Origin of the sequence: Vogesella alkaliphila, from assembly GCF_014652475.1 — a bacterium.
GTDB classification, from domain to species: domain Bacteria; phylum Pseudomonadota; class Gammaproteobacteria; order Burkholderiales; family Chromobacteriaceae; genus Vogesella; species Vogesella alkaliphila.
This window is the reverse complement of record NZ_BMYW01000004.1, coordinates 1-24,620: the sequence shown is the minus strand read 5'-3', so window position 1 is coordinate 24,620 and position 24,620 is coordinate 1. Positions and strand designations below refer to the sequence as shown.

Sequence of the window (24,620 nt, the reverse complement as noted above, 5' to 3'; positions counted from 1 at the left end):
AGATTTGGCCGAATTGTCCGCGTATGGTCCCTCTGCTGCCAAACGGAGCACGGGGTCTGAGTTAGTGCTTCCATGCGCTCCAGCGAGCACTTGGCTCCTGCGCACCACAAGGTTGTCCACAGAACTGGTGGACAACTCTTTGCTGAGGGCCACGGCGCGTGGTCAGTCCTCACCAGGCCCGTCACCCTCAATGGTTTCGGGGCCTGGATGTGAACGCCTGAGGTGCGTGAACATCTCTTCCACGAGAGCTGAAACCTCCTCTGCGGTACGCTTAGGCGGTATCTTCATGGGCTCGGCTAGGTGCGGGATGGCTTCCGCAAGTGCTGCCAGAAGTGTTCGCTGACCGAGCTTCACCAGCCCACCATGCAAACGCTGATTACGTGCGTACGCGTTTCTGGCGATATGAGCGGGGTCAAATGGACCTTCGTAATCAGGATCCGAGATGTGCTTCAGATACCGATCGTATTCCTCGCTGTACGAGTTCAAGCGGCTAATCTCCATCACTGCATCCAAGCTCAGCCATTCATCCCTCATAATCACATCGTGGGCAACTTCGCCAGCGTGCACGCGTGCGAGGCGTGTGAACACGTCTATAGGCAGCTCCGCGAGCGGTAACTCGAGTCCGATTAGGCCGGCAAACTCTCTGTGACGCTTTATCAGCACAAGAGCTTTACAGAACTCGTTCGACGACAGCCCAAGCTGATCACATATTTCTTTCTTGACTGGCTTGAGCTCCTCTGCCCACTTCTCATGAGGAGGTAGTCGCCTAGCAATAGCCTCAATGTTCGCTCGATGCAACTTCCCAGTAAACGTGCTCTGCGCGTATTCCTGTTGCAGCACCGTCAAGCATACAGAGAACTCTTCCGCCTGCTTGAACATCTCCCGCAAGCGGTCGCCGAGCACACCTAAGCTGATATGCTCGATGCCGGGCAGATGTATGTTCTCGTCAAGATCATGAGAGTACCGAAACGTCATGCCGGTGTTGTCGACCTCGGCAATGTCCTTGAACACCTCTTCCAGCGGCATTCCGAGCTCCACGAGACGACTGTCGCGCGCGATGGCGGCTGCAAAGTCTGCCCACAGCCTGGTTAAGTCATGAGTGGCGATGACGCCGATCTGGGCTGCATTCGTACCCAGAGCTGAGACGGCCCGAATCGAGTCTTTCAGGAACAGCTCAATGAAATGCCTGGCATTGAAGCAAATCGGGTAGACAAGCGCGTCTACGAAGACGAGGGCAGTCTCGCCGGTAATGGGGTCGACGTAGGACTCCGCGGTAGCGGTGGCGAGCAAAGCTAACGTCGCCTGCATGAAGCCTTCCCGATATGCGTAGCCTAGGTCGCCAGTCCAGTACGCACCAACAATGGCGTTCTGATGTGGGTTGCTGAAGTCTGGGCGAAACGATTTATTTTTCATCAGATAGCTCGTTAAATCAGTAGAAAATTTCTAAGATTATGCACTTTACATCGCACGAAATGTCACCTTGTAGTGGTTCAATCTCCTCGGACACCTCGATAGGTGGATAATCCATCCATTGAGGGAAGTTGAATGACACGAACACGAAGAAGCTTCGACGCCAGCTTCAAGCTGCAGGTCGTCAAGATGATCAAGGAGCAGGGCTTGAGCGTCAGCCAAGTCTGCCGGGATATGGAACTGGGAGAAACCGCCGTGCGGCGCTGGCTCACGCAGTTTGATGCCGAACAGGCCGGCCAACCCGGGCTGGGCAAGCCGCTGACAGCAGAACAGCAGCGTATCCGTCAGCTCGAGGAAGAGAATCGCCGGCTGCGCCAGGATGTCGAAATATTAAAAAAGGCATCGGCCTTCTTCGCCCGGGAACTGAAGTAAGCCAGCGGCTGGTTCGTCAGTTGCAACAGGAGGCCATCCCCGTACGCCGTGTTTGTCGACTTCTCGGTATCAGCCGTTCCGGTTACTACGACGCTTGCCAGCGTTCCGCTCGCGAGCCTGCGGCCTGTGCCCTTGCTGTGCAGGTCAAGGCCGCGTTTGAGGCGAGCGGGGCCACCTATGGCAGTCGCCGGCTTGTGATCGAACTGGCCGGGAAAGGCATGATGATTGGCCGCTACCGTGTCCGTCGACTGATGCGCGAACATGGCCTGCGCGTGTGCTGGAAACCCAAATTTGTTCACACCACTGACAGCAAACACAACCTGCCTGTGGCTGAGAATGTGCTGGATCGCCAGTTCGAACCGGGAGCACCAAACCAGGCCTGGGTGTCGGATATAACCTATATCCGCACCCGGACGGGCTGGCTGTACCTGGCGGCGGTGCTTGACCTGTACTCGCGCAAGATCGTCGGCTGGGCAATGGCGCCGACGATGCCGGCGGCACTAGTCTGCACGGCCTTGCAGATGGCGATTGCACAGCGTCAGCCAGTTGCCGGACTGATTGTGCACTCCGACCGTGGCAGCCAGTACGCAAGCGCTGAATACCAGGCGCTGCTGCAACGCCACGGTCTGGTCTGCAGCATGAGCCGCAAAGGCAATTGCTGGGACAACGCGGTAATGGAACGCTTCTTCCTCAATCTGAAGATGGAGCGCGTTTGGCGGCGCAATTACGCCAATCAGGAAGAGGCGATGCGTGACGTGGCTGACTACATCGTAGGGTTCTACAACACCCGCCGGCGGCATTCAAAATTAGGCTACCAGTCGCCCAACGCCTTCGAGCGGCAAACGACTGGTCAGGTAACTATTGCGGTGTCCGGAAAAACTTGACCACTACACCTCCCCATTTTTATTACTGTAGCCAGTTATGCCTCCGTCTTGGGATACCTTGACGCCTAACCCCAGTTTTCCTAGCTCGATTGCCGCTGCTGTCCTTCCCCCTCCCTTGCTTCCTCCAGGAAGTTTCAATATAGCGCCGATAGCAAGCACCCGACCTTTGTGATCGACAACTGTTGAGCCATCAATAGCAACTAATTCTTGTCTAAGCGCACGAGGAATATCTTGGAAAGGCTTTTGATCGATGATCTTCCGGATAGCAACTGATTTGGCAGAAGTGGACGATGCCAGCAAATCAGCTTGATCTATAACTTGGGTGTAGTTGCGTCCATTGCTCACGACACCAAGACAGGCACCAGTTCTGGAGAAAGACGCATCCAGTGCTGTCTCGTAGATGGCTCGTCGGACAGTTGGGTCCCTAGGGATGGACATCTGACGAACGACTGGTTCATGGGTCAAGAAGTGCCAAGCACCGCCTCGTTTGGCAAAAAGCAACTGCCCATGGCTGAAGATCAGAATTTCACCGAGTCTATTAAGTACCAAGGCAACTCGCTCCGGCTCACCTAAGGTCCAGTCGGCTATTGCACGATGTTTCCAAGGGCTAAAGCTTGTATTTTTGGCAGTCGGCTGAAGAACGCGATGTCCCAAGAACCGCAACCCCTGATCGAACTCGAGCAAGGTATCGACTCCATTAGATAGAACAGCGCCAAAATCGTGACTACTGATGTCTTTCAGATTCAGTTGTGAGGATTCGTCTTTGATCGTTGTAATACCAACCGCACTAGAGATGGGTACTCCCTCATACAGACGCGAGGCCCACTGTAATAGTTGATCAATCACTGCCAGTACAGTCGGCTCGGTTTCTTCCTTGCTGGCGACCGTCTTAGCAACAACACGTCGCGGGAATGTCAAGAGCAGGTCTTCCTTGAGATTTGTCTCTAGTGCATCCTCCATACTCTTAAGAGTATCGATAAATGCCTCAATCAGACGAGTCTCTCTCGCTGGATCCCCTTTCTGCGCGAACGGTTGATCGCGCCTGAACTGGAGTCGATATGGATCATATCGATTGACCTTGAAGTGAATCAATTGAGGATTTACGAAAGAGACAGTGCTTTCGCGTGCAGTTGAGGGGGCCGAAGATGGGTCCAGTTGAGCACCTGAGAAAAACGGCAACAGATACCGGGTGGCTATATCACGGAGTAGTGGTTCTTGCATTTAAACTGAATTTCACGTAATTGGCTTTGGCATGAGGCGAATAAAGTAGACCATTTTATATTAGCGGGGTGCAATGTTCTATCATGCTCCTCACGATGACCTACATAGCCCGGAAATTACCAGCTCGCAGAGAGCTTTCAGTGTGGGGAGGCACCGTCTCCAAGTAGGCTGGGCACAATCAAGCCCCTCTGCAGCCCGAAATGTGTCACATGCTATTTTCTAATCGGAATAATAGCTCTCCTCCATCTCGGGGTGTGCATCAAACTTCTCTGTACCAAAGTAGATCAGACCTACCTCTTTCGGAAGTTCATCAAGCCTCGCAATCGCCATGTTAATACGTTCGCACTGTTCAGCATTGATATAGAAGCGATGTTTATCGAGCCAGTTTCGTGAATCATGATAGTTATCAAGATTTGCCACTTCAAACGCAGCCACGTGTCGTTCAATCAATCGACGGCTGACCAGCCGTCTTAGTGGAGGAATAATATCGACCGTACGATCATCTGACACAACAATAGCAAGCCTTCGATGCTTTTTTTCCTGTACGTAACGCACGCCAGAGTTGTATCGAGACCCTCTTGAGGGAGTGCATTTGTCGTTCGCCTCTCCATCTAGAATGACGCCGAAGGCATGGCAGTGCCCGCAGGGGTCAAGTAGTATAGTTCCGTCGATACTGCTTACACTTCGGAGCAGCTCCTCGGAAAGCCGAGTTGGCAATATATTGGTAGCTTGTTTGCTAAGTCGTTGCGCCTCGCTGGCCGCATCTTCCGCGACAACGATCATGCTGCCATGCTCTTGGCGAATCTGAGCCAGAAGTAAATTCCATAAGTGCAATCCGTCCTCCTGCGACGACAGAGGAAACAATCGAGTGTAGTTTGCAAGGAAGGCAGGTTTTTCGAAGGGTTCCTGTGGAAGCTTAGGCTCTGCATAGTGACTGCGAAACAGGACTTGGCTGCCACAACGTAACTCCCAGTGATAGTGATCGACGAAGGCAACCGTGAATGCATCTTGCGCACTAGGGTTATGTGACGCCTTTAGCTGACCAAGTCCATATATGTACTGACTATTCGCGATGATTCCGACTCCCGTCGTCGCCATTTGCAAAATTTTCCGAACCCATCGGGGCTCACGAAAAGGTACGGGCTCAACAAACTTCGCCAAAAACTCAACCGCTTCGTTCTCTGGATCGACGAGAATGATATGACCAATACCTTTCGCTCCCTCGTACATAAGAGAAGAGACAAAGTTCAAGGCTTCGAAAAGATTGGTATGGATATACCGTTTCTCGATAGACAGTCCGGGAGTGTGTAGAAAATCCTTCGCAGCAATACGGATTATCTCCTCTGCGCCTCTCATGCTGTGATGAGTAAAACGTCCAGGATCTGGATTGTGCAACTCTTCAGTTGCCTCATGAAGAACGGCGTACATTGCTGCATGTATCAGACTTCGGAATCCGTACCCTCGTCGCCCTTCTTCAATAGATTTGGGAGGTAAAGCAGGAAATTGAATGAAGGTTGCTTTGGGAATTTGGATTACCGGCGCTACGTAATAATCACCGATGCGTCTAGGTTCGCCGCAGAAGGAAATCACATCATGTGCGAGGTCGAAGGTTTCCAGTGCCTTGGCTACAGACGTGCGTACCGAATCGCGACGCATCCACTCTGGTTTGTCGCGCATACTTGGCTCATCGCCAAAAAATATGTCCTGTAAGTGGTGGCTTTGAAAAGTCGATTCGACTGCTGCCAGCAAACCATCAAATAGAGACAGAGGCCACTTTCCATCTTCCGGCTCTACACACACCTGGTTACGGTTTTGGCTGTCAGGACTGCGCACTCCTACAAGAAGTGCTTCAGCCTCCGCTTCTGCACCTAATTTTTTTAGCACATCTCTAGCCAAGCATTGAATGCTAATTCTGTAGCTAACCTGGTACCCCCACATAAAAAGATAAATGAGGCGACCTGCCATATATGACTCCTCCAATTCACAGACTGCTGTGCCTTTTCTTCTGGGTGACTACTTGTATCTGCTTCATGTCACCAGTCATTCCACAATCGGATAGCAGCTTCAATAAACGCCTCTGCGTCGTCTCTTTCCCAAGAGGTGTGAGCCCCCTCCCAAAGCAGATAGTACTGCTCATTGGCACACACCAACTTGCTCTTATCTGCTTCTGTCTGAATCCAGTTCATCGCATTGATGAAGCTATCAACATAGCTAGATCCAAATTTTTCATTTGGAACGTTGTAGAGCAAACCTTCGATGTAATACGACGGTGCTATCCCCACCTTTAATGTGCCGTCGGCAACAAGCCTCCCTCTAAGATTCTTCAGCACTCGAACCATAGGCTTCAGCCATGTATTGCTGCTCTGGTGCTTTCTAGTTAGGTTTTCTGAGTGCTGCTTGGGATAATTAACAATGCGTTCGCCAGCTGCGCTGAAGAAGCAAATGCCTTCGTCATATATCGAGTCATAGGCACCCCTGAACTTCCAGTACCGACGGAATTGCATCGCCGCAATTACATCGGCTTTACGCCTACCGCCATTCGCGGCAACGGCAATGGCTTTCCCACCAGTCTTTACATCAGAACCAAATCGGACTTCGAGGGCAGCAATAACATCCTTCTTGTATTGATCGTATGTGTAGCTAGCTGGAATAAATGCGCGGTCGTATGCCTTCTTGTCTTCGGGCGATAGCTCGGTGATATCGCTATAGTAGACATCGTCGAGTTGGATGACTACATCAACGTCGCTTTCCGCGTAGATATTAGTATCGTTCCCATAAGAACCCTGCAGGAAGACCTTGTAATTCTTGCCGTGATATGCGGTGTTCGTGGCTTCTAGCGCACTCTTGACTGTGTTGTAAGTCGTGGAAGACTGCGTGATAGATCCTTGGTGGGACCAGATCTCAAGCTGTGATTCAGGGATTCCCATGCCACCTTGCCCTCATATAAGAAACTCCCTCAACTGCACTTCGCGTGTGGCGAACGATTCGCTGCCGCGTTGCCGAAGGATATTCAGCTTATCTATGTTGTGCTCCAGAAGATCTGTCGCCATTTCTGGCCGTTCAAAGGTATCGCTTATCCGAATCGTTGGAACGTCCTTGAATAAGATGTCGCGAAGTTGATCCATGGATTGGGTGTTGATTTCTAGGGTCTTCTGAAGCAACTGTACTGCAAGCCATTTCTTCGCAATTCGCATCAGGATGCTAGGTTTAGGCTCAGGGTATATTCCGACACCTACATTTACCACCCGGAGATCTTTACGCTCTTTTTCTAAGGCAACAGTCGCATCCGCAATTGCAAAAAGGGTGGGGTTATTCGCACAATAACCGCCATCGATTAGCTCGATTTTGTCTCCTCCCGCTGACACGACTACTTTCCTCTCAAAAAATGGATAAGCCGAGCAAGACGCTTGTACAGCATCAGCGATACTTACTCCAAAGCCTGGCTTGAAGGTTCCCTTGCGTCCATGCGCTTGCGTAATATTTCCCTTAAAGATCATCGGCCGCTCTGTCATCCAGCGGGTGGCAACAATACCAATTCCCGTCATGACATCTTCAAAAGTCTTATCCTTGAAGACTTCTTTTGCTAGGCATTGGAGTGCTTCCGTCCTAGCGGTGGCTGACTTGCAGGCCATGACCCTTGGCACATGCGTGACATAGAGTGCATGTATTTGGTCTACTTCGTATCCGAGCGCTATGAGCGAAGCAATGATTGCGCCAGTGCTCGTGCCGAATACAAGATCGAATCTCTTATACAGCGGGCAACCAAGCATGGCTTCAATTTCCTTGAGAACTCCAAGTGTGTAAAAACCTTTTGCGCCACCGCCATCAAGGGTAAGAATGCGGCAAACGTTGTCAGCTGCATACTCGGTAGTGAGCGAAGACGTACGACTGGAATCAGACATCGGCAACTCCGGCGATGATCACGTGCGGTTTCTAGTCAATTATTTATAAGCTAGCCTAGCGTTTGCTTGGGCATACCACTGTTACTTTGCATCAATTAAATTCAGGGTTTGCGGGCAGTCCGAGCTGTTTGGCGAGATCGGCGTAATCGGCGATACATTTCACGATGTATTGGAGATTTTTCAAATTCCGAATTGCATCTTCGTGAGTGGCAAAATTAACTTCTTCTTAGCGAGGAATGTCGCGCTTCATTTCGATGACAATGGCACCATTGATGGCGGTAAAATCGTCTGCAATTTCATCAAATTTCAGGAAAGAGTCATGCTTCCCCTGCGTGACATAGCAAAGTAGGTACCCGAACTCCCGGACAAGTAGACCGTCAACACTGAAGCCATATTCTCCATTGAGCTCGAATCGCCTCTCCTCAGCGAACTTCTCCATGCGCTTCTGTTTTTGCTTGTCCTTGATCCAATTTAGCCACGAGAACATAGAAGATCCCTTTGACGGTTTTAGCGAGACAATGACAATTCCAATGGATCACCGCTCTTGGTGATCTCAAAGTTCTCTTTCTTTAAGGCCTCGACTGCCCAAGTTGATTTCTTGTAGCAGCGGGCGAAGATTTTCACTTTCGTAGTGTGTTTGCCGACTTCATGGCGCGTCAGCTCCCTGAAACACCCATTTCGCCGAAACTGCTTACGAGTCCCAGCCAGATGTAGTTCCACTTCATTCCCATCTTTCAGGGGGATCAGGAACGACGCAGGGGTCCCATCGATCTCGGCAACCAGGACCGCTGCTGTAACAAAACAGGGGGCCTGAATCCCGCCCCGGAGCTTCATCATCATGAAGCCGCCGCCGTTAAAAATCGCGTTCAAAAGAGGGGCCGCTTGGTTCGCGATGGTGGGGCCGAAATGCCCCTGTTGAGCGCCTTCTTGTAGCAGGGCAACGATCCAAGGCATATCTCCTTGTTTGCCCGACCTGATCACAATGCTCATGATGCTCCTTTAATATTATTAAGACATTCGAAAATACCACAAGGGCCGAGACTGTCTGGCGTATTGCCCCCAGATTCCGCTTGGCACTGCCCTCTAATGCATGATGGAACAATGGAGACGTAACTTGAAGAGCCGCCGTAGCCCACGATGCCTCTGAGAGTAATCTGGTGTTAGTCAAGCATGCTTAATCAAAGCCTCATAATTTGGCCACGCCCACCGACCCTGTCAAAACTAAAAACATGCTCAGCAGGTGACTCTTCACAACGCCCGACCAGTCTATTTGGAAACTGACGCCCTCCCCTTCTCAATAGAACCCGAGCCGAACAGATTGGGCACTGTGCGCTATAACGTACCAAATGCATCTCTCTTTTCGCACCAGATGGATCCTCTGAAAGAGTCACCAACTCCAGTTGTGCGTGGTCTACCTCGTTGAATGCCGTGAATAGCAGCGGGGCCATCGTAATGCGCCAGTTGGCAAGCCGAACATAAGGCCCAAGACAAAGGTAGCCAATGATACCTACACCGACAGATGAGCCAACTAATTTAATAAAATCAGAAAAGCTATGTTGGTCATAAACTATCGAGAGAAAAGACAGCAGGAGGTAGCCACCGACGGTAATGAAGGTGATCAAGCAGTACGCGAGAAAAACCCATTTTTTCCAGCCATACAGCTTGTACCCTGACTTAAGGAACCACCCAACCCACCAGGCGGGTTGAATCTGGGTGTCCATGATGTACTGAATCGTGATGCCTGCTGTGGGTGGCCCTGACTGACTGGGAGCAGTTTGCTTTTGGGTAACAGCGATGTAGTGGAAGAAATACTTAGAGGTGTTGCCAGATCCGCCAGGGCTGGCCTGCTTGGCAGGCAGGCAAAAACCCGAGTAGTCATGTTGGGCAGCCCAGCTTCTTAAACCGTCACCGTGGATTTCATCAAAATCTTGCAAGACCTTCCAGATCGGGGCCAGCCACCCCGATGCAGACTTGTCGCTAACCTCGCCCAAGCAGGCCCGGAGGTTCTCTGCTTCATATGGTGTGGAGTCATGTCCCTCCCTGACACGTTGGATTTCATAGTCCAGCCATGCCTGCAACACTCGATACGGCTTCGTGGCCTTTCGCACATGCAGAAGGAAACCCTGCAGGCATAGCAGCCCAGACTGATAGTCTTGCGTACCCACCGGCCCCACGTCGATCATCATTTCTTCTTGCTTTTCAAACGTTTCCATAACTGTCCAAAACAGTTTTATGACGATTTGAGACTATTCTAACCGCATATCTGCCTCTAGCGTGACTTCTGTGTTCAACGCTCAGGAGTCAACACCATGACCAGCCACACCCAACCGATGATGACCTTCGCCCTCGCTGACGACGGCCGCATGGTCCATGTAGATGATATGCCAACCGGTTTGAGTTGCGAGTGCATCTGTCCCGGATGCCATAAGCGATTGATTGCAAAGAATGCTGGTCGCGAGAAAACCCATCACTTTGCCCATGAGGCTGGTACTGATCCTCAAGGATGTGCTGAAACAGCCTTGCATCAAGCCGCTAAACAGGTTGTGTTGGAATTTCGCCGTCTCAAAACCCCTGCCGGCCAACTCTCCCTGCAACAAGATACCGACCTAAATCTGACAAAAGTGCTGCTTGAGCAGCGCTTGGAGGCGGATGCCGGTGATGTAGTTGTCGACTGTTATGTAGAGTCCTTGCAAGGGACGTTTGCTATTGAGATTGCTGTGCATCACAAGGTCGATGACGAAAAAGCTGCCAAGTTAGGCCAACTGGAGCTGCCTACACTTGAGATTGATCTGAGCGATATGGTCGCCCTACCGTGGGCCTGGAACGAGCTGGAAGATACTGTGTTGTTCGATCTGGCCAGGCGTAAGTGGATTGAAATGAGTGCGGACCCGGTTGCGGCAGAGAACAAGCAAGACAGCCTGATGCTCCAGCCTGTCCAGTTAGACCCATGGCCTGATGTGCAACGCTTTGCAGTCGGCAATATATGGATCTGGTTCAGACGCTTGCCCTATGGCAATTACTCGGTTTATCACCGCTTTGATGAGCCCACTCGTCGCATTGTGGAGGCGATTTGTCGTGGTCGAGGACGCTGGGAGCCGAGGTATAACAACTGGATTATCTTCGAACGATTTAAAGATATTGTCTTGATGGAGTTATCCCGGCTTGCACGGCCCATGAATTGAGTGCTGGCTTGATTTATTTAATGCGCTTTTATCGTCGCCTACATCATTCACATCGAGGATGCGCAAGTGATGCGGGCGGCGTGGAGTTCGCAGCGAGAGACTGAGCGATAATATGGATGGTTTAAGTTCCTTAAATTCAAGCTATTCCCCTATTCATCCGAGTGCTGTCTATTGCAGACGTATATCTGCATCTGTTCATGCTTCAGCTCGTTAATCCGATCGAACAGCCTGATCTTCTCGTCAGCCTTCTTCTTGGCGTATTCCGACATATACGAGAGCAGTTCCTCGAGCTGTTCGATAGTCCCGATGTTCTTGAAGACCTTTGCCTTGTTCACGAAAACGACAGACTTCTTCTTGCGCGCCAGAAGTTCTATGACGTTGCTGAGCGTACCCGTGCTTCTCGTATCCCAGATCATCAAGCCGATGTCCGCCACCTCTGCCATGCGGATGTCTTTGGCGGTGAAGAACGCACGCGATCCCTTAGAGTGGTTTGTCTCGACGTACTGAACGGGCCAGTGGCCCACGTTGTTTCTGGGCTGCTCACCGCTACAGAAGACAGTTGTCCTCGTCGTGCCGTGGTTGAATAGGTGCCATTGGACCAACGTGTCAGCTCCGCCGGCATCGCCAACAACGATCTCAAAGTCCTGTGCCACGATGTTGTCGATGCGCTCCTTGACCTTGGGATCAAGGTGTTTGATGTTCATCGAGCCAGCAATGAAAACTCGCATGGTCATTCTCTATCGCCAGGTCAACGCGGCTATGTAGATTTTTTGCACCTTAGGATATACCCACAACACCCCGCTTTGACGAGCCAACTCATCGCATTGTGGAGGCGATTTTTCGTGATCGTGGACGATGGGAGCCTAGATACAAAAATTGGATTATATTCGATCAATTTAAAGACATTACCCTGCCTGAGCTTTACATGCGGACTCATCCTTTAAACTAATCGAGAATAAACTCATGTGTCGTGCAATGCACAGGCAGTGCCACAGCCACCTAAGCATCCCGTTAAAACCTGATACTCAATGGCTTGGCGGTCATACCGTTTGGTGACTTGTGCTTCATCTTAGCCTATTGACTTTCAGACTAGAATCGCCCAAAAATAACATACTCCCCGACTGCCGATACGTGCATATGTACAGAGATGAGAGAACGAGATCACGTATCGAAGCCACCTGTTAGGCTATTTTCTCGCACCCCAATTAAAGAATGGGAAACTTTCCATGCTCGCATCGATTGGCACGCTACTCCTTCAAGATATCTACGGCAAAAAATTATCAAGTATACTAGCCGACCTTAGCGGTGTCGACGTCAAGACATGGAAAAATGGTGGGCCGAAAAGCCCGGAAAAAGTCGAATACGCCAAAAAGCAAATTGAACGCACAGTATTTGAGAAGCTAAAAATCGCGGGATGGAATAAAGAAAATATTAACGATCGCGTTTATGGTGCCTCGACTAGATGCAATGGGACTACCGGCATATTTTCCACTCTGATCGATATAGTTTCTGGTCACGGCCTCTATCGCTACGAACGAAGCATGCAGTTAGCAAATGCACTGGATGTTGCTTGCGATGAATGGAATGCCCTCAATCCACCCAAGCTAACAAAATTGCAGAATGACCCCGCCGCTCCTCTTCACTTTTGGCTTAAGGGTAGCTGGTCTGACCGTCTCCAACTCGGCCATTTCTGTCATTCGGCCACTCCGCCCAGAAGAGTTGTTTGCAAGATCAAGCTGATGCTGAAGTGACTACGAAATCTGAGGAGACTCACTGCGCATTTAAGAAAAGCGCACCCAGGCTGCCGCACGGCGGCAACAGCAATCGCTTGTCCCTCAGGCAGAACGGTAGTACCCACAGCCGCAGTCCTGATGATTTTGGGAATTTGAACACTGGCAGGGCCTTGTTGAAGACGTCCGTTTTCGGGTAGATCAATACCACATCACCATCGCCGTCGAGATAGTTCTGGCCATAGGCGTGGAGCTGATAGAAGTCCCCTTGGTCCAGCCCGTATTTTTCCGAACCTGTGGCCTGCTGGCTATCGATCAGCTTCCACTTGGTGTCCAGCACCAAGCGATTTACTTTCGATGCCTGCACCAGCAGATCTGGCTTGAGGCGGAACCAGTCTTTCTCAAGATGCCTGACCAACGACAGGCTGCGAGCCTGCGTGCGCAGTGTGAGCCCCTGCCCAAGTTGCCGAGCAAGGTGCTTGGCGACGAAGGCCTCGAATACTGCCTCCATCGGAAACAGCAGAGATGGCGCCCGATGACCGCCTGCGCCGGTGAGTGGTGATTTGTCTTCCAGAATCAATCGCGCCCACGCAAGGGCCCCGTCGTAGTGCGCCATGCCGCGATCCAAGCGGACCCGCTGGAAGTCCGCAGAGGGATGCTGTGATGCAGGCACCTCGGCAAACACAAAGCACAGCTCGCGTGCCAGTTGCTGATGGGTCTGCGAGGTTGTCCAGGCCAGCGCGCGCCGCAATGCCGCGTGCAACAGACGGTTTTCTGGCCGGTCAGGTGAAAACTCGTCGAACTCCGCAAAAAAGCGGTCGCGGCGACACAGGTTGCGTCGCAGGTGCGTTGCCATCTGCAACTTGCCGCGCAAGGCAAACAGATTGTCTTGCTGCGGGTTGTAATCACTGCGCAGGCCGCGTTTGACAAGGTGCTCCACGGCCCGCAGGAACTCACCGATGAACACCTCGAGCAACGGCATGCGGGTGGCCACCAGCTGGGCGCTGTCGGTCTGGATATGGCGAAAGCCACCCAGGCAACGAAGCATTTCAATCAGCAGCTCACGCGCCTCATCATCCCCGCCGCCGATGGCCTTGGCGACTTTGGGTAACACCTCGATCTGATACCCATCCGGCGCCCGGATCACGCCCACGAAACTGGCCACCTGTACGGCCCACCGACCTCGCCGTTGAGACAGTCGCAGCCACGCGATTTCGCCCACTTCGGCCAGGCTCAGGGCCTGCGACTCCAGCCAGGCAAACACCTGCGGCGGCACCGAACGCAGGCCTACGGTATCGGATACGCCGGGGGCATCAGCTGCCAGCACATCAAATTCGTAGATCGTGGTGCCAGACATTGATCCCCTCCTCAAGCCAAGGACTGGTAAATGCCAAGGTACGCGGCGGGGTTGGCAAACGCTGACGATTGCGATTGATAGCGGCGCTTGGTGGCGTAGCTGTCCAGGCCATGGTCGTTGCCGAACAAGTCGCTCAAGTGCTGTTCGTGGGCATCGCTCTCGGTGATGAATTGGGCCGGCTCAGACTTCTGGTTGTCACCCAATACCAGCCGAATCTTGCGCCAATCTTCAAAGAAGTATTCCTCCAGCAAAGGCACGATGCGATTGCGGAAGATGTCGGCCAATTTTTCAAAGCGGGCATGACCATCGTCTACATTGGTCAGTACCGTGAGATAAGCGTGGCCGATACAGTGATCGCGGTCGTACAGGGCTTCGATGCGTTCGTTGATACGCTCCAGCATCCGCCCCACATCAATCGCACCGTTTGCTGTGGTGACCACCAAGCCCGCCAGTGGCGCGCTGTACGGATCATCCGCATCTTTCTCGGCGCGGGTATCAGGCAACAGCGCCACGAAGTCGAAGCGTCGGCGCAAGGCAGTGTCCAGCAAGGCAAGCGAGCGGTCCGCTGTATTCATCGTGCCAATGATGTCTACGTTTGAAGGCACCGAAAACTTCTCCCCCGAATAGGCAAGTGTCAGCTCCAGGGGCGGCTTGCTGCCATCGAGTGGGGCGCGCTTGTCCGGCTCAATCAGGGTGATCAGTTCACCAAAGATCTTGCTGATGTTGCCCCGGTTGATTTCGTCGATCACCATCGCAAAGCGTTGGTCGGGGGCCTGCCGGGCCTTGCGGCACAGCTCCTTGAACGCGCCGGGGCGAATTTCGTATTCCACTTCGCCCGCCTCGGCATCACCATTCAGAACGGGGCGCAATCCCTCAACAAATTCTTCGTAGCCGTAGGATTGATGGAAGGTCACGAAGCTGTAGCGCTGTACCGTGGCGGCGTCCTGCTGGCCCGCTTTGAGCTGACAAACCAGCGTGACCAAGTCGGCGCAAGCATCCTGCCAGTCACCGGCGAACTGCCACACCGAGTCAGCCGTCTTGTCGAACACGGCCGGGCTCAGGCGTTTTTTCACCTTCACCGTTGTGGATTCATCCACGGTGTGGTTCTGCAATGTGCGCCACAGCGTTTGGCGCACATTGCGATTCGATCCATTGGCGGCGGTGATGGCCTGAATGAAGCGATGCTCGGCAATATCCGCCACCTTGGCCTTGCCACCCAAGTCGTACAGCGCAGCGGCAGCGCCTTCCCACCACTTCAGCACCGCGATCTTCTCTCCAATGATCTGGGTGCGCCATTCCTCAGTGGTGATAGATGCGGCTTGTGGCTCGTAATCACGCTTGAGCAGTTGCATCAGCGTGTACGTTTTACCGGTGCCGGGCGGGCCGTAGTAGATGCGGTTGAAGCAAGTGACAATTGGCTTGGTGCCAATGATTAGTGCTTGTGCCGGTTTGGTCGGCGACATTCCGCCCCCCAAGCTTGCCGCTTCGATAAATTCGCCAGAAAGTGCAGCCAGCTCTGCTAGATCCGTACCGAAATATGGCTTGAGGAAAGTGGTTTCGAATTCTGGCAAATCGTGGGCACCGACTTGGGAAAATGTCGAATTGCCTTGTGGCGACCAGTACTTTGAATTCCGCGTATAACGGTCTGTCCGTATGGCAGGCTTGAGCAGGCGGTAATCTCGTTGAAGCCACCCATCACCCTTGTCACAGGGAGTGGCTACTGAAGTGAACTGTCCAATTCGCTGTGGGCTGTTGCCGTGACAGAGAAAAAACAGGGTGCCAACAGGGGCCTCAGCGAACTTCTTGCCTTGCTCTTTCCCCGTGTCTTTGTGTACGGCCACTTTCAAGTCATCCATGAAAGTTTGCCGCTCGGCTGGCGTAAATGGCTGATCGCCGTGCGAGAGTTTCCAGATCGCCAGGTTTTTCTGGCTCCACGCCTCCCAAATCTGGTGCCCGAACTCTAGGATGCCGATATCGTTCTGTCGCTGAGCCAGCGCCGACTTCTGCAATGCCGCCATTCGCTGGCTTGCGATATCACCAACAAACACAGCCAGCGGCGCACGCTTGAAGATATCCACGATCACTGGAGTCTGCCGGTTCTGGTAGTGGAAGGCGATCTTCCACTTGAAGGCCTCGCCCAGATGCTCAAAGGTTTCAATCGAATCCAGATCACCCTTGACCGCCCAATCCGCCACCTGCACAACAAAACTGCGCACCTGCACGAATGCAGCCTCAGCTGTTGTGCCAAGTGTTGAATACCACCCGTGCGTGTCGGAGTAGCTCAGCTTCGTTCCGGACTCCTTATCCTTGGTGTCCTTGCGCGAAAACACGCCGAACTTGAACGACGAGCCACCCCAAATGCTACCCAGTTCGTCGAGCCGCGATTCGATCCAGTAGGTGAAACTGTCCTTTGAGCCTGCCTGGCTGTACTCTTCGAGGGTCATCATGGATAGCCGTGAGGCGGGCCAAGCCGACAGGAATTCATCCCACAGGGCGTATTGCTGTTGGAAATCACTCATGCGGCAGATTCCTCGGTGGTGGTGAACAGCGCGGCCTCGAATGTGGCCCAGGCTGATTGGCGCAGGGCAGCGGCTTCGGTGCGTTTGGTTTGCGCGGCTTGCTCCTGCGCGTGCAGTGCGTCCAGTACATCTTGCTGCTGTGCAATCGACAGCGCCGGAACTGGCAGGCCCGCCACTTCCTTGCTGTTGATCGACGCTAGATTGGTGGTGCGCTTGGCCTTACTGCGGAAGTACGCTTGGCCGTGGCTGCAGTTGATCACCGCCAACACGAACTCGGGAAGTAGGCGTTCGCGATCAACGCGCACGCGAAGGACGTGGTTCTGATGGACGCAGTCCTCGATTTCGCCTCGCCAGATTGCACCCCGCCCGACCAGATCAGGGCTATTCCCCTCGCACAGCAGCACGTCACCCACTTCGAGTCGCAGCTTTGGCATTTCCTCGTCGGGGACGTTGATGTACTTGATCTCATCCAAGTCAAGTGCGCCGCGCTGCACATTAGCAACGCGCAGATACGGGCGGGAGTGCACAGCGGGGCGATTTGCTGGGCACTTCTGAATGCCGTAGCTGACTTTGCCAATCTGCCCGAGCGGAACTGTAGGGACGCCACTGTCCGAGTCAGGAGCCGGTGTGGTTCCACGCAAAATGCTCTCGTGACTCCACCGCTCTACATTCTTGAAGCGGGCCACGAACACCGGCTTGTCTGGCAGAGGCGGTGGCGGGGCTACGCCCAGCGCGGCTTCAAACACCTGCCAGCCTGCGCGCTCGATGGCATCGGCCTCTTGCTCCATTTGCGCAGCACGAATCAAGACTTCGGTGTAGGCGGTGACTAGTGCATCTTGCTCGTTCAGGGGTGGTACCGGCACGACGAGACTTAAGAAGCTCTCAGGCGTGACCCGCTTTCGACCACTGGTTCCCGATGCCTTACGCTGCAAGTCAGCCTTGAAATGCGCGGCGCGCAACAGGTGGTTCAGGAATGCGGGCCGCAATTTTTCCGGTTTGGGCGTAAAGACTGGGTACTCGGGCGTGATGACCGCCTTGGGAATGCTGCCAGGGATCAGCCCCACCGCGCCATTGCGTGCATCGATTTTGGAAAAAACCAGATCGCCGGGATACGCCGCAAACATTGCCCCCTTGAAGGCCTCGGCCCGATCACGTGGCAGTACCTCGCCCGAAAACTTGATGGTGATGGCCTGCCAGTCACCAAGCGTGCCGTTAACGCGCACGGGTTCGTGACGCGGAATGATTAACTCACTCAAGGGGTGTAGCGGAAAGCCACTGGCGCGTACTTCACCGGCTGCCGTCTCAACCCAGCGTTCTATGTCCCTCCACCGCCGGATTACGCAGCGGAGGGCACCGGAAAATTTGGCGTGGCCTCCGGCTGCGCGCCTTGCGCTAACCAGTTTTCAAACTCGCGATAAGCTTTGAGTAAATCGGGTAGCTCTGTCGCCACGCCTTCACCAGTTTCGCCGGTGGAGGTGATACCGACAGTTTTGGGGGCGGCCACGAATACCGGGTAATCAAACAACTCGCGCACGCGCGCCCACAGGGCGACGGAGTGGGCTTCGTCGATGCTCTTGTACTTGGACTTCAACTCCGACAGCAGTGCATCGCTGTGCTTTTGTACGCCAGCCAACGCAGCTGCAGCTTGTTTCTTAAATTCGACAACTGCCTTCTTGTGTTCCCTGGCGACGTCACCCAGCCAGACCGGCTTGCCTTGGGTTGTCGGTCGGCAGGTGCGCGGATACGCCGGTGCTTCGCCGCGCTGCCAGGGCAGCAAGGTGCGGTTCAAGCCAAGTGCTGCCAGTTCATCCAGCAAGCGCTGTACTTCTGCATCTTCGCCGCTGACGATGCGCGATGCGTAAGCCAAGTGCTGCGCTGTGCGCTGCGTATCAAAGTCTGCATCAAGCTCGGAATGAGCTTGAGTCCATGCGGCTTCCCACGCAATCGATTCGTCATCGGTGAATTTGCGCAGAAACACCAAGGATGCTTTGACCGTGGCGTTACTCGACTTGAAGGTTTCCTCGGGCAAGCTGACCACAGCCAGCAACTTGGCGCGGCCTTCGGCCCAGCGGCGCAGCCAGGCCAGCGAGGGATTGTTGAGATTGCCATCGGGCAGGACGATACCCATGCGCCCACCGGGCTTGAGCAGGTTCAGGCATCGCTCAACGAAAATCAGTTCGGTGGGCCGATTGTTCTTGCCCTTGCCGATCTCGAACAGGTCAAGGATCGGGGTCTTGGCGGCAGCGGCATCCAGCAGGCGTTGATGGCTTTCTTCCCAAGCATCACCGTAGCCGCGTTCCCGACAACGGGTGATATAGGCTTCGTCGGTGGGTACGCGGGTCTCATCACTGCCTCCAACTTTCTGGTCGTTGCCGACGTTGGAGCCGAAAGGCGGATTGGTCAGCACGAGATCAAAGCGGCCATTGAAGATGCCGTTGATGTCGAGCAAACCGTCGTGATAGTGAATGCCGCCATGCCCGTCACCGTGCATGATCATATTCATCTTGGCGGTGCGAGCGGCACGCGGTTCCGCGTCGGTGCCGTAGATGCATTTCCAGGCCAAGCGCCCCACGCGGGTATCGATAGGCTTGTTGTCGTCACCGCTTGGCAGCAATTGATGGTTGAGTCGTGCAAATTCTTGCTCGATTTCGCGCTCGGTCTTGTCTTCTCGCGCGTCTCGTTGCTCGTCAGACTCGTTCTCTGAAGGCAGGTACTTCGCTTCGATCCGAGCGCGTGCATCGTCCTTCTGGCGTTGGACGTCGGCCACGATCTGGGCGCGGACATGCTCGAAGGCGCGGATAAGGAAACCGCCCGAACCCGAGGCTGGGTCGCAAATTAATTGCCCTTCCTGCGGATTGAGCAGATCAACCATAAATTCCACCACCGGGCGCGGGGTGAAAAACTGGCCAAGCTCCCCCCGGAAGGTAGTGCCGAGAAATTTCTCGAAGGCTAGGCCCTTGATGTCGTCTCCGGTCTTGGAGAGATCAAAGCGTTCGAGTTGCTTGACGATACGACGGAAAGTCTCTTCCGAAATGTCCAGTTTATCGGTAGCGGTAAATAGTTCGTCAGCGCGATAGAAAGCCTTGGTCTGCTCGAATAGACCATCGTGCACAGCCAGATCGGTGGGCAGGCGCACGGCGGCGCGCCGGTCGAGGTAGTCAGTGGTGAAGGTTCCATGCTGCCCCGAGCGTTCAACATACATCTTAATGAAGAGGATCTTCGAAATGGTGTCGAATGCACGACCAGGATCCATCTTGTGCACATCGCGCAGGATGCTGTGGCAAACGAACAGCAGGTCCTGAAACTCTTTGCGATTGAAGGCGCGTAGGCTGTCGAGCACTTCCTTCAGGCGCTTGGCGTCGCCCCAGTCTGTGGCCTTGGGGATTTCATTAATGGCGACGAACTCGCCGGGCATGCGGGCCACCAGTTTAAATACTGCGGTATGGCGCAGGTTGGTGGCGATGAAGATCTCACAGCCAGATGCCACGGTGTAAGACGCAGCCTGGTAGTAGTCGCGCTCCTGAATCTCTATGGTGTCAGTCTTGCACTCAATGACGAGGATGGGGAATTTTTTGTGTTTTTCATCAGCAGACTGCCAGATAACGATATCGGCGCGCGGACTGCGATGCCCATACTGTGTGCGCTGCTCTTGATCCATCTGATCGAGGGAATAGCCATAATGCTCGACCAGTGTTCGAATGAACTTCTGGCGAACGATTTCCTCAGGTTTGTTTGTGACGTCGCGCCACTCCTTGCGCAACGGAATCCACAGCCAATTGCCTTCCTGATGCAGGGTGTCGGCTGCTAACGGGAAAGGTTGGCTGGGCTTGTGTGCCGGTTTTTTGGTCGTACGCATAATTCAGTTCTCGATCAGTCTTGCTTTTGTTGTTCTTCATCCGCACCGCCTGCACGTACCCATTCGTCCACCTCGGACAACTGGAATTTCCACAGTCGTCCGACGCGATGCGCGGGCAGTCCTTTGCGCTCGCGCCAGCGATAAACAGTGTCCTTGGCCACGCCCAAATGCTGGGCGACATGCTCGGCGGTGACCCACGGTTCGGTGTTCATGGCATTGGTGCTCAACTATTCTATGTTAGAGTCGATGTAGATCGGAGAAAGTCTACCAGAGGGGAGTAGTGATGACGATCGTTAATCCATAGGTGGCATCTAGCTTTTGGGGGGGCATAGTGGCGTCTGCACTGGTGTCCAATTTCGGGTTGAATTGGCTCGAGTTTCGTCGAGACTGCGCTGTCAGCTTTGTCCTCTACTGCAGCCATTCAAGCGCGAGGGGCTGAACGGCTGTAATGCCAATGAGTCGGCGTAGTGCTGCTGGATGCTGCGTTATGAGTCATTCGGTGGCTGTTGATTCAGATTCGCGGCAATAACCTGTTTGATGAACGTGCTCACCTCCGGCCTCAGCATGGCTTATTGCTCAAGTGCTTATGTGGCTTGCCCCTTGATTTTCTTGGTTTAGATAACCCATCCTGATGAAGATAGGTGCTGCTCGCAATCAGTAGAAAAGCATCCTTGAGCAGTGAAGTCGCGTTTGCAGCCAGCAAAAGGATAGGGGGTAGTACTCGCTTTAGTACCGTATGAGCATATCCGTGATTAATTCTTTTCTGCTCTCGAAGCGGTTTATCTGCCGCCGCAGCGAGGCAAGCCAAAGCTTGCAAATTGTCACATAACACCTTGGCAGCAAAATCTTGCATCACCGCCAGTTGAGACAGTCCAGACACGTGTTCCAAATTCAGGCGATGCTTCAGCCGTTTGAAGGCCTCTTCGATCCGCCATCGTTGGTGGTAAAGTTCACTAAACTCGGCCACTGGAAATGTTTGGGAATCAAGCAAGTTGGTCATCAACACATGAGTGGTGCTGCCATCAGGGGAAATGCTGCGTACAAGGCGAACTTCTTGCGGCGTATCTGGGCAACCGTAATCAGCAACATCACTTTGGTCCGGCGCGTTCAGCGTGACAATGGTCTCTACATCTTCAGAACGCAAAAACTTACGCACGCATTCGAAGCCCCCCTTGTCTGCTCGGTCCACACGCATGCAAAACTTGATTTCTGCTTGATTTAGCGTAGCGACTAGCCACCGAGACGGGTAGCCACGATCAAGCAAGAGCACATCATCTGCTCCCAGCTTTTCCAGGTGCTCAAACAGCATTTGACGTTCACCTACGCTGGTATCATAAAGCGTTGCCGCTAGCGTCATTTCAACACCAGGCAGGAACAGCGCGAATGCGTTCTGTTCAGTGCTGGCGGCACGTGGTATATGACTTTCCCTTAAACCGAAGTGTAGTTTTGACCCATCTGCGGCCACTAACCTTAAGCCTTTCCACCGAGGGATTAACCCGGCAGCATCCACGTGTCGGATAAACCAATCATTGAGAGAGGGGATCGCGGCACCGGACACCTTGGCTCGTGCTTGTGCAAATGCTTGTTCAGAAACGTGATGAACCAGCTGTGCTTGTTGCCGCAGATGGGCAAAGAACTGGTCAAGTTCAGCACGAACACTCATGCGCATACCGCTGATCATGACTGCAATCAAGCTAGGTAGGGGCAGCTTTCCGCCTTTTCGGGTGAATGCTGTGGGACGTTCGGGGTGACGTGCGCTCTCTCGGAATTCATCGGATTGCAAGTGTTCCGCAAAAGTGCGGAACAGCTGGACATGACAAGACATGAGGCTTCTCTGGCCGGGCTTTGCCCGCCGCTGTGCGGTTCAAACGGGCGAGAGAGGGCGCAAGCGCAGAATGCGCTTGACAGCCCGTCCTAGAAAAGCCAAGATGCCTGTGACAGTCCCGCAAGAATTGTCAGCAGACCCCCGAATCGTTCAGCGCCAACTGACCGATAGCTCGGGGGTTTGTCTTTTCTACTCTCGAAAATTGCAGTGATCGTTCTACGCGTTCGTTTTCTAGTTACATCTACGTCTCCGGCGTTGATTCAAACTGTTAATTTGTAGGCTGGATAAGATTTGCTCGTTCGGCAAGCCAGCGCTCCACTTCCGAACGCAGAAACAGTCGCCTCCGACCGACACGGAATGATGGCGGCATGGGCAAGCCCAAACTTAGCCGGTTGCGTGCCGTATGTTCCGATATCCGCAAGATCTGGCTAACTTCGGCGACTGTCATCGTTTCCACGGTTTCACCCTTGACACCCCTCAATATCACGACTGCTCATGCTATTGATGCGCCATGGCTCATGCTACTGCCCAGAATGGACATTTGATTTATGCCGCTCTATGTCGACGATGAGTTCATCCGTGCGCGGTTTACGAACATGGAGGTCGTATATGGCCTGCGATTCATCAAGGTTGTTGCTTCTGCGGGCGCAGTTACCCCTGCAATAGCTCAGAAACTAATCCGTTGCTACTTGCGACCACTAGCATCCACGGAAGGGCGTGCCGTATTTGACAAGGAGAAGAAGGCGAGCTGGGACAGCATCTACTTCTTGTACGGCGCCCTTGGCTTCTGTGCTGAACACGATAAAAAACTTCAGCAGATAGCATCTGCTGTAAAGCTCGTGCACTCCCATACGAAGCAACCACCAAGGGACCTGGAATTCGTACCAATTGAAGTGAATATCTTCATTCAGCACTGCGGCTATCTGCATCTCTCGGTGGAGGACATTCGATATCCTCAAAACCATCGACACATTGATCCATTGCGTTTCTGTGAGTTGTGCTGGCGCCAACCGTTACCCGGCCGAAAACTATGCGGATACCATGCGCCAAGTGATCCCATGCTGCCTGGGAGTGACACGCGCAAAGCAGCTGCGCGTTACAAAGAAGGGGTAAGGCAAAAAGAGCTATTAGAGGATGTCATCAATCACATTCTGACTCGCGAAGTGATCAGGTTTCACGACAGCCAGTTTCAAGACCAGATGCTATTTCCTGAGCATGATGTTGCATCATGGCTTGCAGAACGGCGCCCTGCTGTTTGGCGCGAGCTTGGACATGCCCAGCACGCACTAACGGATGAAAATGCCGTACAACTTATTTTGAGTATTTTGCATGACCCAGAAGGCTTGTCATATAAGGCTACGTCGCTGTATCGAATCGTCAACGCACACATCCAGGCTCATCCAGTTTTGATCTGGCCGATGCTTCTCAGGGCCGAGGGCTGGCACCAGAGTCGAGAACTCATAGGAAAAAAACTAGGTGGTAAACGTCCTGGAGCCGGCAGGCCACAGCAAGAAGAGAAGTGACTTCTCGGGAGTGTTCGAGCATTACTCAACCGATCAGCAAAGTGCTCTGAAATCACTGAAATATATCCTTATACGGCCACTTTTTGATATGTGTGCCCTCGCTAATTCTTAGCTTGGGTGGATTGGGAATGCCCTCCCCCCTGAGCATACTAAAGCACGGCGCACCAAGTTGCTTGGCCACCCCCTCTACAGCAGTGACGCTGTCACTTACATAAAAGAAGATAAAATTCTGCAAGAACTCCGAAAAGCCCTGCAGGAAGGCACAGATGATATTGAAATAATTCATCAGGCCGCAGGCGTAAGCACTTGGCACGATTTGATTTCACTATTAGCTTGCCTTGATGTTGAGTTTTGTGACAGTCAGTTTTTTTGCAGTGATGTTTATCGCATGGAGCGAATACCATTGTTTTCTCTGGTTCTACCTGAAGCCGATCTGGATCAGATACAGCTTGGGAAAAATCCACCGCGAAAGTGGGTCAATCCACCTTTCAAACGACTTATCGAATTTCATGCATTTATTTTAGAGTCCAAGCAACAAGGGAAATGGCCTACAACCATGCCAACACCCCAGCAACAAGATAGATATTTTTCGCCACATGATCCTAAAGATGGAGAGAGCATGCATCTCCCCAACCTTCGAAGCGGAAGAAATAAGTTACCAATATCAAAATATTTGGCAATGTGGAATCATGGGTATCAACTGCTTGAAGGCTCTGATGGGCTTTGTTGCACAAATCAGTTAAAGGCCGAGCGACCCCAATCCCCAGACAGACTTATCC

Annotated in this window: 21 protein-coding genes; 5 read left to right on the top strand and 16 right to left on the bottom strand. The window is 53.1% G+C overall.

Annotated features, from left to right (window positions below; genetic code table 11):
• Positions 1 to 162: 162 nt before the first annotated feature.
• The gene (locus tag IE100_RS07375) at positions 163 to 1,413 is read right to left on the bottom strand and encodes a hypothetical protein (RefSeq protein WP_189373465.1); all 1,251 of its coding nucleotides are present in this window, start codon (positions 1,411 to 1,413) and stop codon (positions 163 to 165) included.
• Positions 1,414 to 1,545: 132 nt separating this feature from the next.
• On the opposite strand from IE100_RS07375, the gene IE100_RS07370 reads away from it, so the two are divergent.
• Positions 1,546 to 2,726 (top strand): IS3 family transposase gene (locus tag IE100_RS07370; RefSeq protein ID WP_229800274.1). Its coding sequence is split into 2 segments (ribosomal slippage): positions 1,546 to 1,813 and positions 1,813 to 2,726, totalling 1,182 coding nucleotides; the frame shifts between segments, so codons are not numbered across the junction.
• Between the two features lie 3 nt (positions 2,727 to 2,729).
• On the opposite strand, the gene IE100_RS07365 is transcribed toward IE100_RS07370, so the two are convergent.
• The 7 genes from IE100_RS07365 to IE100_RS07335 all read right to left on the bottom strand — a co-directional run bounded on the left by IE100_RS07365 (position 2,730) and on the right by IE100_RS07335 (position 10,062).
• Positions 2,730 to 3,947 carry a hypothetical protein gene (locus IE100_RS07365; RefSeq protein WP_189373464.1) on the bottom strand — a complete coding sequence of 406 codons (1,218 nt, stop codon included), beginning with the start codon at positions 3,945 to 3,947 and terminating at the stop codon, positions 2,730 to 2,732.
• Between the two features lie 219 nt (positions 3,948 to 4,166).
• The gene (locus tag IE100_RS07360; protein WP_189373463.1) at positions 4,167 to 5,912 is read right to left on the bottom strand and encodes an anti-phage protein; all 1,746 of its coding nucleotides are present in this window, start codon (positions 5,910 to 5,912) and stop codon (positions 4,167 to 4,169) included.
• Positions 5,913 to 5,980: 68 nt separating this feature from the next.
• Positions 5,981 to 6,874, bottom strand: coding sequence for an anti-phage nucleotidyltransferase (locus IE100_RS07355; RefSeq protein ID WP_189373462.1), 894 nt, complete (start codon positions 6,872 to 6,874; stop codon positions 5,981 to 5,983).
• Between the two features lie 12 nt (positions 6,875 to 6,886).
• Positions 6,887 to 7,849 (bottom strand): anti-phage phospholipase, encoded by a 963-nt coding sequence (locus IE100_RS07350; RefSeq protein WP_189373461.1) that lies wholly within the window; start codon positions 7,847 to 7,849, stop codon positions 6,887 to 6,889.
• Between the two features lie 226 nt (positions 7,850 to 8,075).
• Positions 8,076 to 8,336 carry a hypothetical protein gene (locus IE100_RS07345; protein WP_189373460.1) on the bottom strand — a complete coding sequence of 87 codons (261 nt, stop codon included), beginning with the start codon at positions 8,334 to 8,336 and terminating at the stop codon, positions 8,076 to 8,078.
• A 20-nt stretch (positions 8,337 to 8,356) separates the two neighbouring features.
• Positions 8,357 to 8,839 carry a hypothetical protein gene (locus IE100_RS07340; RefSeq protein ID WP_189373459.1) on the bottom strand — a complete coding sequence of 161 codons (483 nt, stop codon included), beginning with the start codon at positions 8,837 to 8,839 and terminating at the stop codon, positions 8,357 to 8,359.
• 188 nt (positions 8,840 to 9,027) lie between these two features.
• On the bottom strand, positions 9,028 to 10,062 hold the full coding sequence (locus IE100_RS07335; protein ID WP_189373458.1) for a hypothetical protein: 1,035 nt from the start codon (positions 10,060 to 10,062) through the stop codon (positions 9,028 to 9,030).
• A 96-nt stretch (positions 10,063 to 10,158) separates the two neighbouring features.
• Here IE100_RS07335 and IE100_RS07330 point away from each other — a divergent pair, with 96 nt between their 5' ends.
• On the top strand, positions 10,159 to 11,031 hold the full coding sequence (locus tag IE100_RS07330) for a hypothetical protein (RefSeq protein WP_189373457.1): 873 nt from the start codon (positions 10,159 to 10,161) through the stop codon (positions 11,029 to 11,031).
• A 149-nt stretch (positions 11,032 to 11,180) separates the two neighbouring features.
• Here the strand turns inward: IE100_RS07330 and IE100_RS07325 are convergent, their stop codons facing one another.
• Positions 11,181 to 11,759 (bottom strand): hypothetical protein, encoded by a 579-nt coding sequence (locus IE100_RS07325; protein WP_229800273.1) that lies wholly within the window; start codon positions 11,757 to 11,759, stop codon positions 11,181 to 11,183.
• A gap of 498 nt (positions 11,760 to 12,257) precedes the next feature.
• Here IE100_RS07325 and IE100_RS07320 point away from each other — a divergent pair, with 498 nt between their 5' ends.
• Positions 12,258 to 12,782, top strand: a complete 525-nt coding sequence (locus IE100_RS07320; protein ID WP_189373455.1) for a hypothetical protein — start codon at positions 12,258 to 12,260, stop codon at positions 12,780 to 12,782.
• A 19-nt stretch (positions 12,783 to 12,801) separates the two neighbouring features.
• On the opposite strand, the gene IE100_RS07315 is transcribed toward IE100_RS07320, so the two are convergent.
• The 7 genes from IE100_RS07315 to IE100_RS16585 all read right to left on the bottom strand — a co-directional run bounded on the left by IE100_RS07315 (position 12,802) and on the right by IE100_RS16585 (position 22,766).
• Positions 12,802 to 14,118, bottom strand: a complete 1,317-nt coding sequence (locus tag IE100_RS07315; RefSeq protein WP_189373454.1) for an McrC family protein — start codon at positions 14,116 to 14,118, stop codon at positions 12,802 to 12,804.
• Between the two features lie 11 nt (positions 14,119 to 14,129).
• Positions 14,130 to 16,637 carry an McrB family protein gene (locus tag IE100_RS07310; protein ID WP_189373453.1) on the bottom strand — a complete coding sequence of 836 codons (2,508 nt, stop codon included), beginning with the start codon at positions 16,635 to 16,637 and terminating at the stop codon, positions 14,130 to 14,132.
• Positions 16,634 to 17,893, bottom strand: coding sequence for a restriction endonuclease subunit S (locus IE100_RS07305; RefSeq protein ID WP_189373452.1), 1,260 nt, complete (start codon positions 17,891 to 17,893; stop codon positions 16,634 to 16,636). Before IE100_RS07305 ends, IE100_RS07310 begins: the two co-directional genes overlap by 4 nt.
• 80 nt (positions 17,894 to 17,973) lie before the next feature.
• Entirely contained in the window at positions 17,974 to 20,493 is a 2,520-nt protein-coding gene (locus tag IE100_RS07300; RefSeq protein WP_189373451.1) for an N-6 DNA methylase, read from the bottom strand.
• Between the two features lie 14 nt (positions 20,494 to 20,507).
• Positions 20,508 to 20,705, bottom strand: coding sequence for a helix-turn-helix domain-containing protein (locus IE100_RS07295; RefSeq protein ID WP_189373450.1), 198 nt, complete (start codon positions 20,703 to 20,705; stop codon positions 20,508 to 20,510).
• A 347-nt stretch (positions 20,706 to 21,052) separates the two neighbouring features.
• Positions 21,053 to 22,318 carry an IS4 family transposase gene (locus tag IE100_RS07290; RefSeq protein WP_189373449.1) on the bottom strand — a complete coding sequence of 422 codons (1,266 nt, stop codon included), beginning with the start codon at positions 22,316 to 22,318 and terminating at the stop codon, positions 21,053 to 21,055.
• Positions 22,319 to 22,586: 268 nt separating this feature from the next.
• Positions 22,587 to 22,766: a helix-turn-helix domain-containing protein gene (locus IE100_RS16585; RefSeq protein ID WP_189373687.1), complete on the bottom strand. Its 180-nt coding sequence runs from the start codon at positions 22,764 to 22,766 to the stop codon at positions 22,587 to 22,589.
• Positions 22,767 to 22,866: 100 nt separating this feature from the next.
• Here IE100_RS16585 and IE100_RS07280 point away from each other — a divergent pair, with 100 nt between their 5' ends.
• Positions 22,867 to 23,841: a hypothetical protein gene (locus IE100_RS07280; protein WP_189373448.1), complete on the top strand. Its 975-nt coding sequence runs from the start codon at positions 22,867 to 22,869 to the stop codon at positions 23,839 to 23,841.
• Between the two features lie 169 nt (positions 23,842 to 24,010).
• Positions 24,011 to 24,620 (top strand): hypothetical protein (locus IE100_RS07275; protein WP_189373447.1); only part of this gene is annotated, 610 nt, incomplete at its 3' end.

Bases quoted from the DNA above. Each gene is read 5' to 3' on its own strand.
- IE100_RS07375 (WP_189373465.1), bottom strand. From the start codon at position 1,413: ATGAAAAATAAATCGTTTCGCCCAGACTTCAGCAACCCACATCAGAAC.
- IE100_RS07365 (WP_189373464.1), bottom strand. From the start codon at position 3,947: ATGCAAGAACCACTACTCCGTGATATAGCCACCCGGTATCTGTTGCCG.
- IE100_RS07360 (WP_189373463.1), bottom strand. From the start codon at position 5,912: ATGGCAGGTCGCCTCATTTATCTTTTTATGTGGGGGTACCAGGTTAGC.
- IE100_RS07355 (WP_189373462.1), bottom strand. From the start codon at position 6,874: ATGGGAATCCCTGAATCACAGCTTGAGATCTGGTCCCACCAAGGATCT.
- IE100_RS07350 (WP_189373461.1), bottom strand. From the start codon at position 7,849: ATGTCTGATTCCAGTCGTACGTCTTCGCTCACTACCGAGTATGCAGCT.
- IE100_RS07345 (WP_189373460.1), bottom strand. From the start codon at position 8,336: ATGTTCTCGTGGCTAAATTGGATCAAGGACAAGCAAAAACAGAAGCGC.
- IE100_RS07340 (WP_189373459.1), bottom strand. From the start codon at position 8,839: ATGAGCATTGTGATCAGGTCGGGCAAACAAGGAGATATGCCTTGGATC.
- IE100_RS07335 (WP_189373458.1), bottom strand. From the start codon at position 10,062: ATGGAAACGTTTGAAAAGCAAGAAGAAATGATGATCGACGTGGGGCCG.
- IE100_RS07330 (WP_189373457.1), top strand. From the start codon at position 10,159: ATGACCAGCCACACCCAACCGATGATGACCTTCGCCCTCGCTGACGAC.
- IE100_RS07325 (WP_229800273.1), bottom strand. From the start codon at position 11,759: ATGCGAGTTTTCATTGCTGGCTCGATGAACATCAAACACCTTGATCCC.
- IE100_RS07320 (WP_189373455.1), top strand. From the start codon at position 12,258: ATGCTCGCATCGATTGGCACGCTACTCCTTCAAGATATCTACGGCAAA.
- IE100_RS07315 (WP_189373454.1), bottom strand. From the start codon at position 14,118: ATGTCTGGCACCACGATCTACGAATTTGATGTGCTGGCAGCTGATGCC.
- IE100_RS07310 (WP_189373453.1), bottom strand. From the start codon at position 16,637: ATGAGTGATTTCCAACAGCAATACGCCCTGTGGGATGAATTCCTGTCG.
- IE100_RS07300 (WP_189373451.1), bottom strand. From the start codon at position 20,493: ATGCGTACGACCAAAAAACCGGCACACAAGCCCAGCCAACCTTTCCCG.
- IE100_RS07295 (WP_189373450.1), bottom strand. From the start codon at position 20,705: ATGAACACCGAACCGTGGGTCACCGCCGAGCATGTCGCCCAGCATTTG.
- IE100_RS07290 (WP_189373449.1), bottom strand. From the start codon at position 22,318: ATGTCTTGTCATGTCCAGCTGTTCCGCACTTTTGCGGAACACTTGCAA.
- IE100_RS16585 (WP_189373687.1), bottom strand. From the start codon at position 22,766: ATGACAGTCGCCGAAGTTAGCCAGATCTTGCGGATATCGGAACATACG.
- IE100_RS07280 (WP_189373448.1), top strand. From the start codon at position 22,867: ATGCCGCTCTATGTCGACGATGAGTTCATCCGTGCGCGGTTTACGAAC.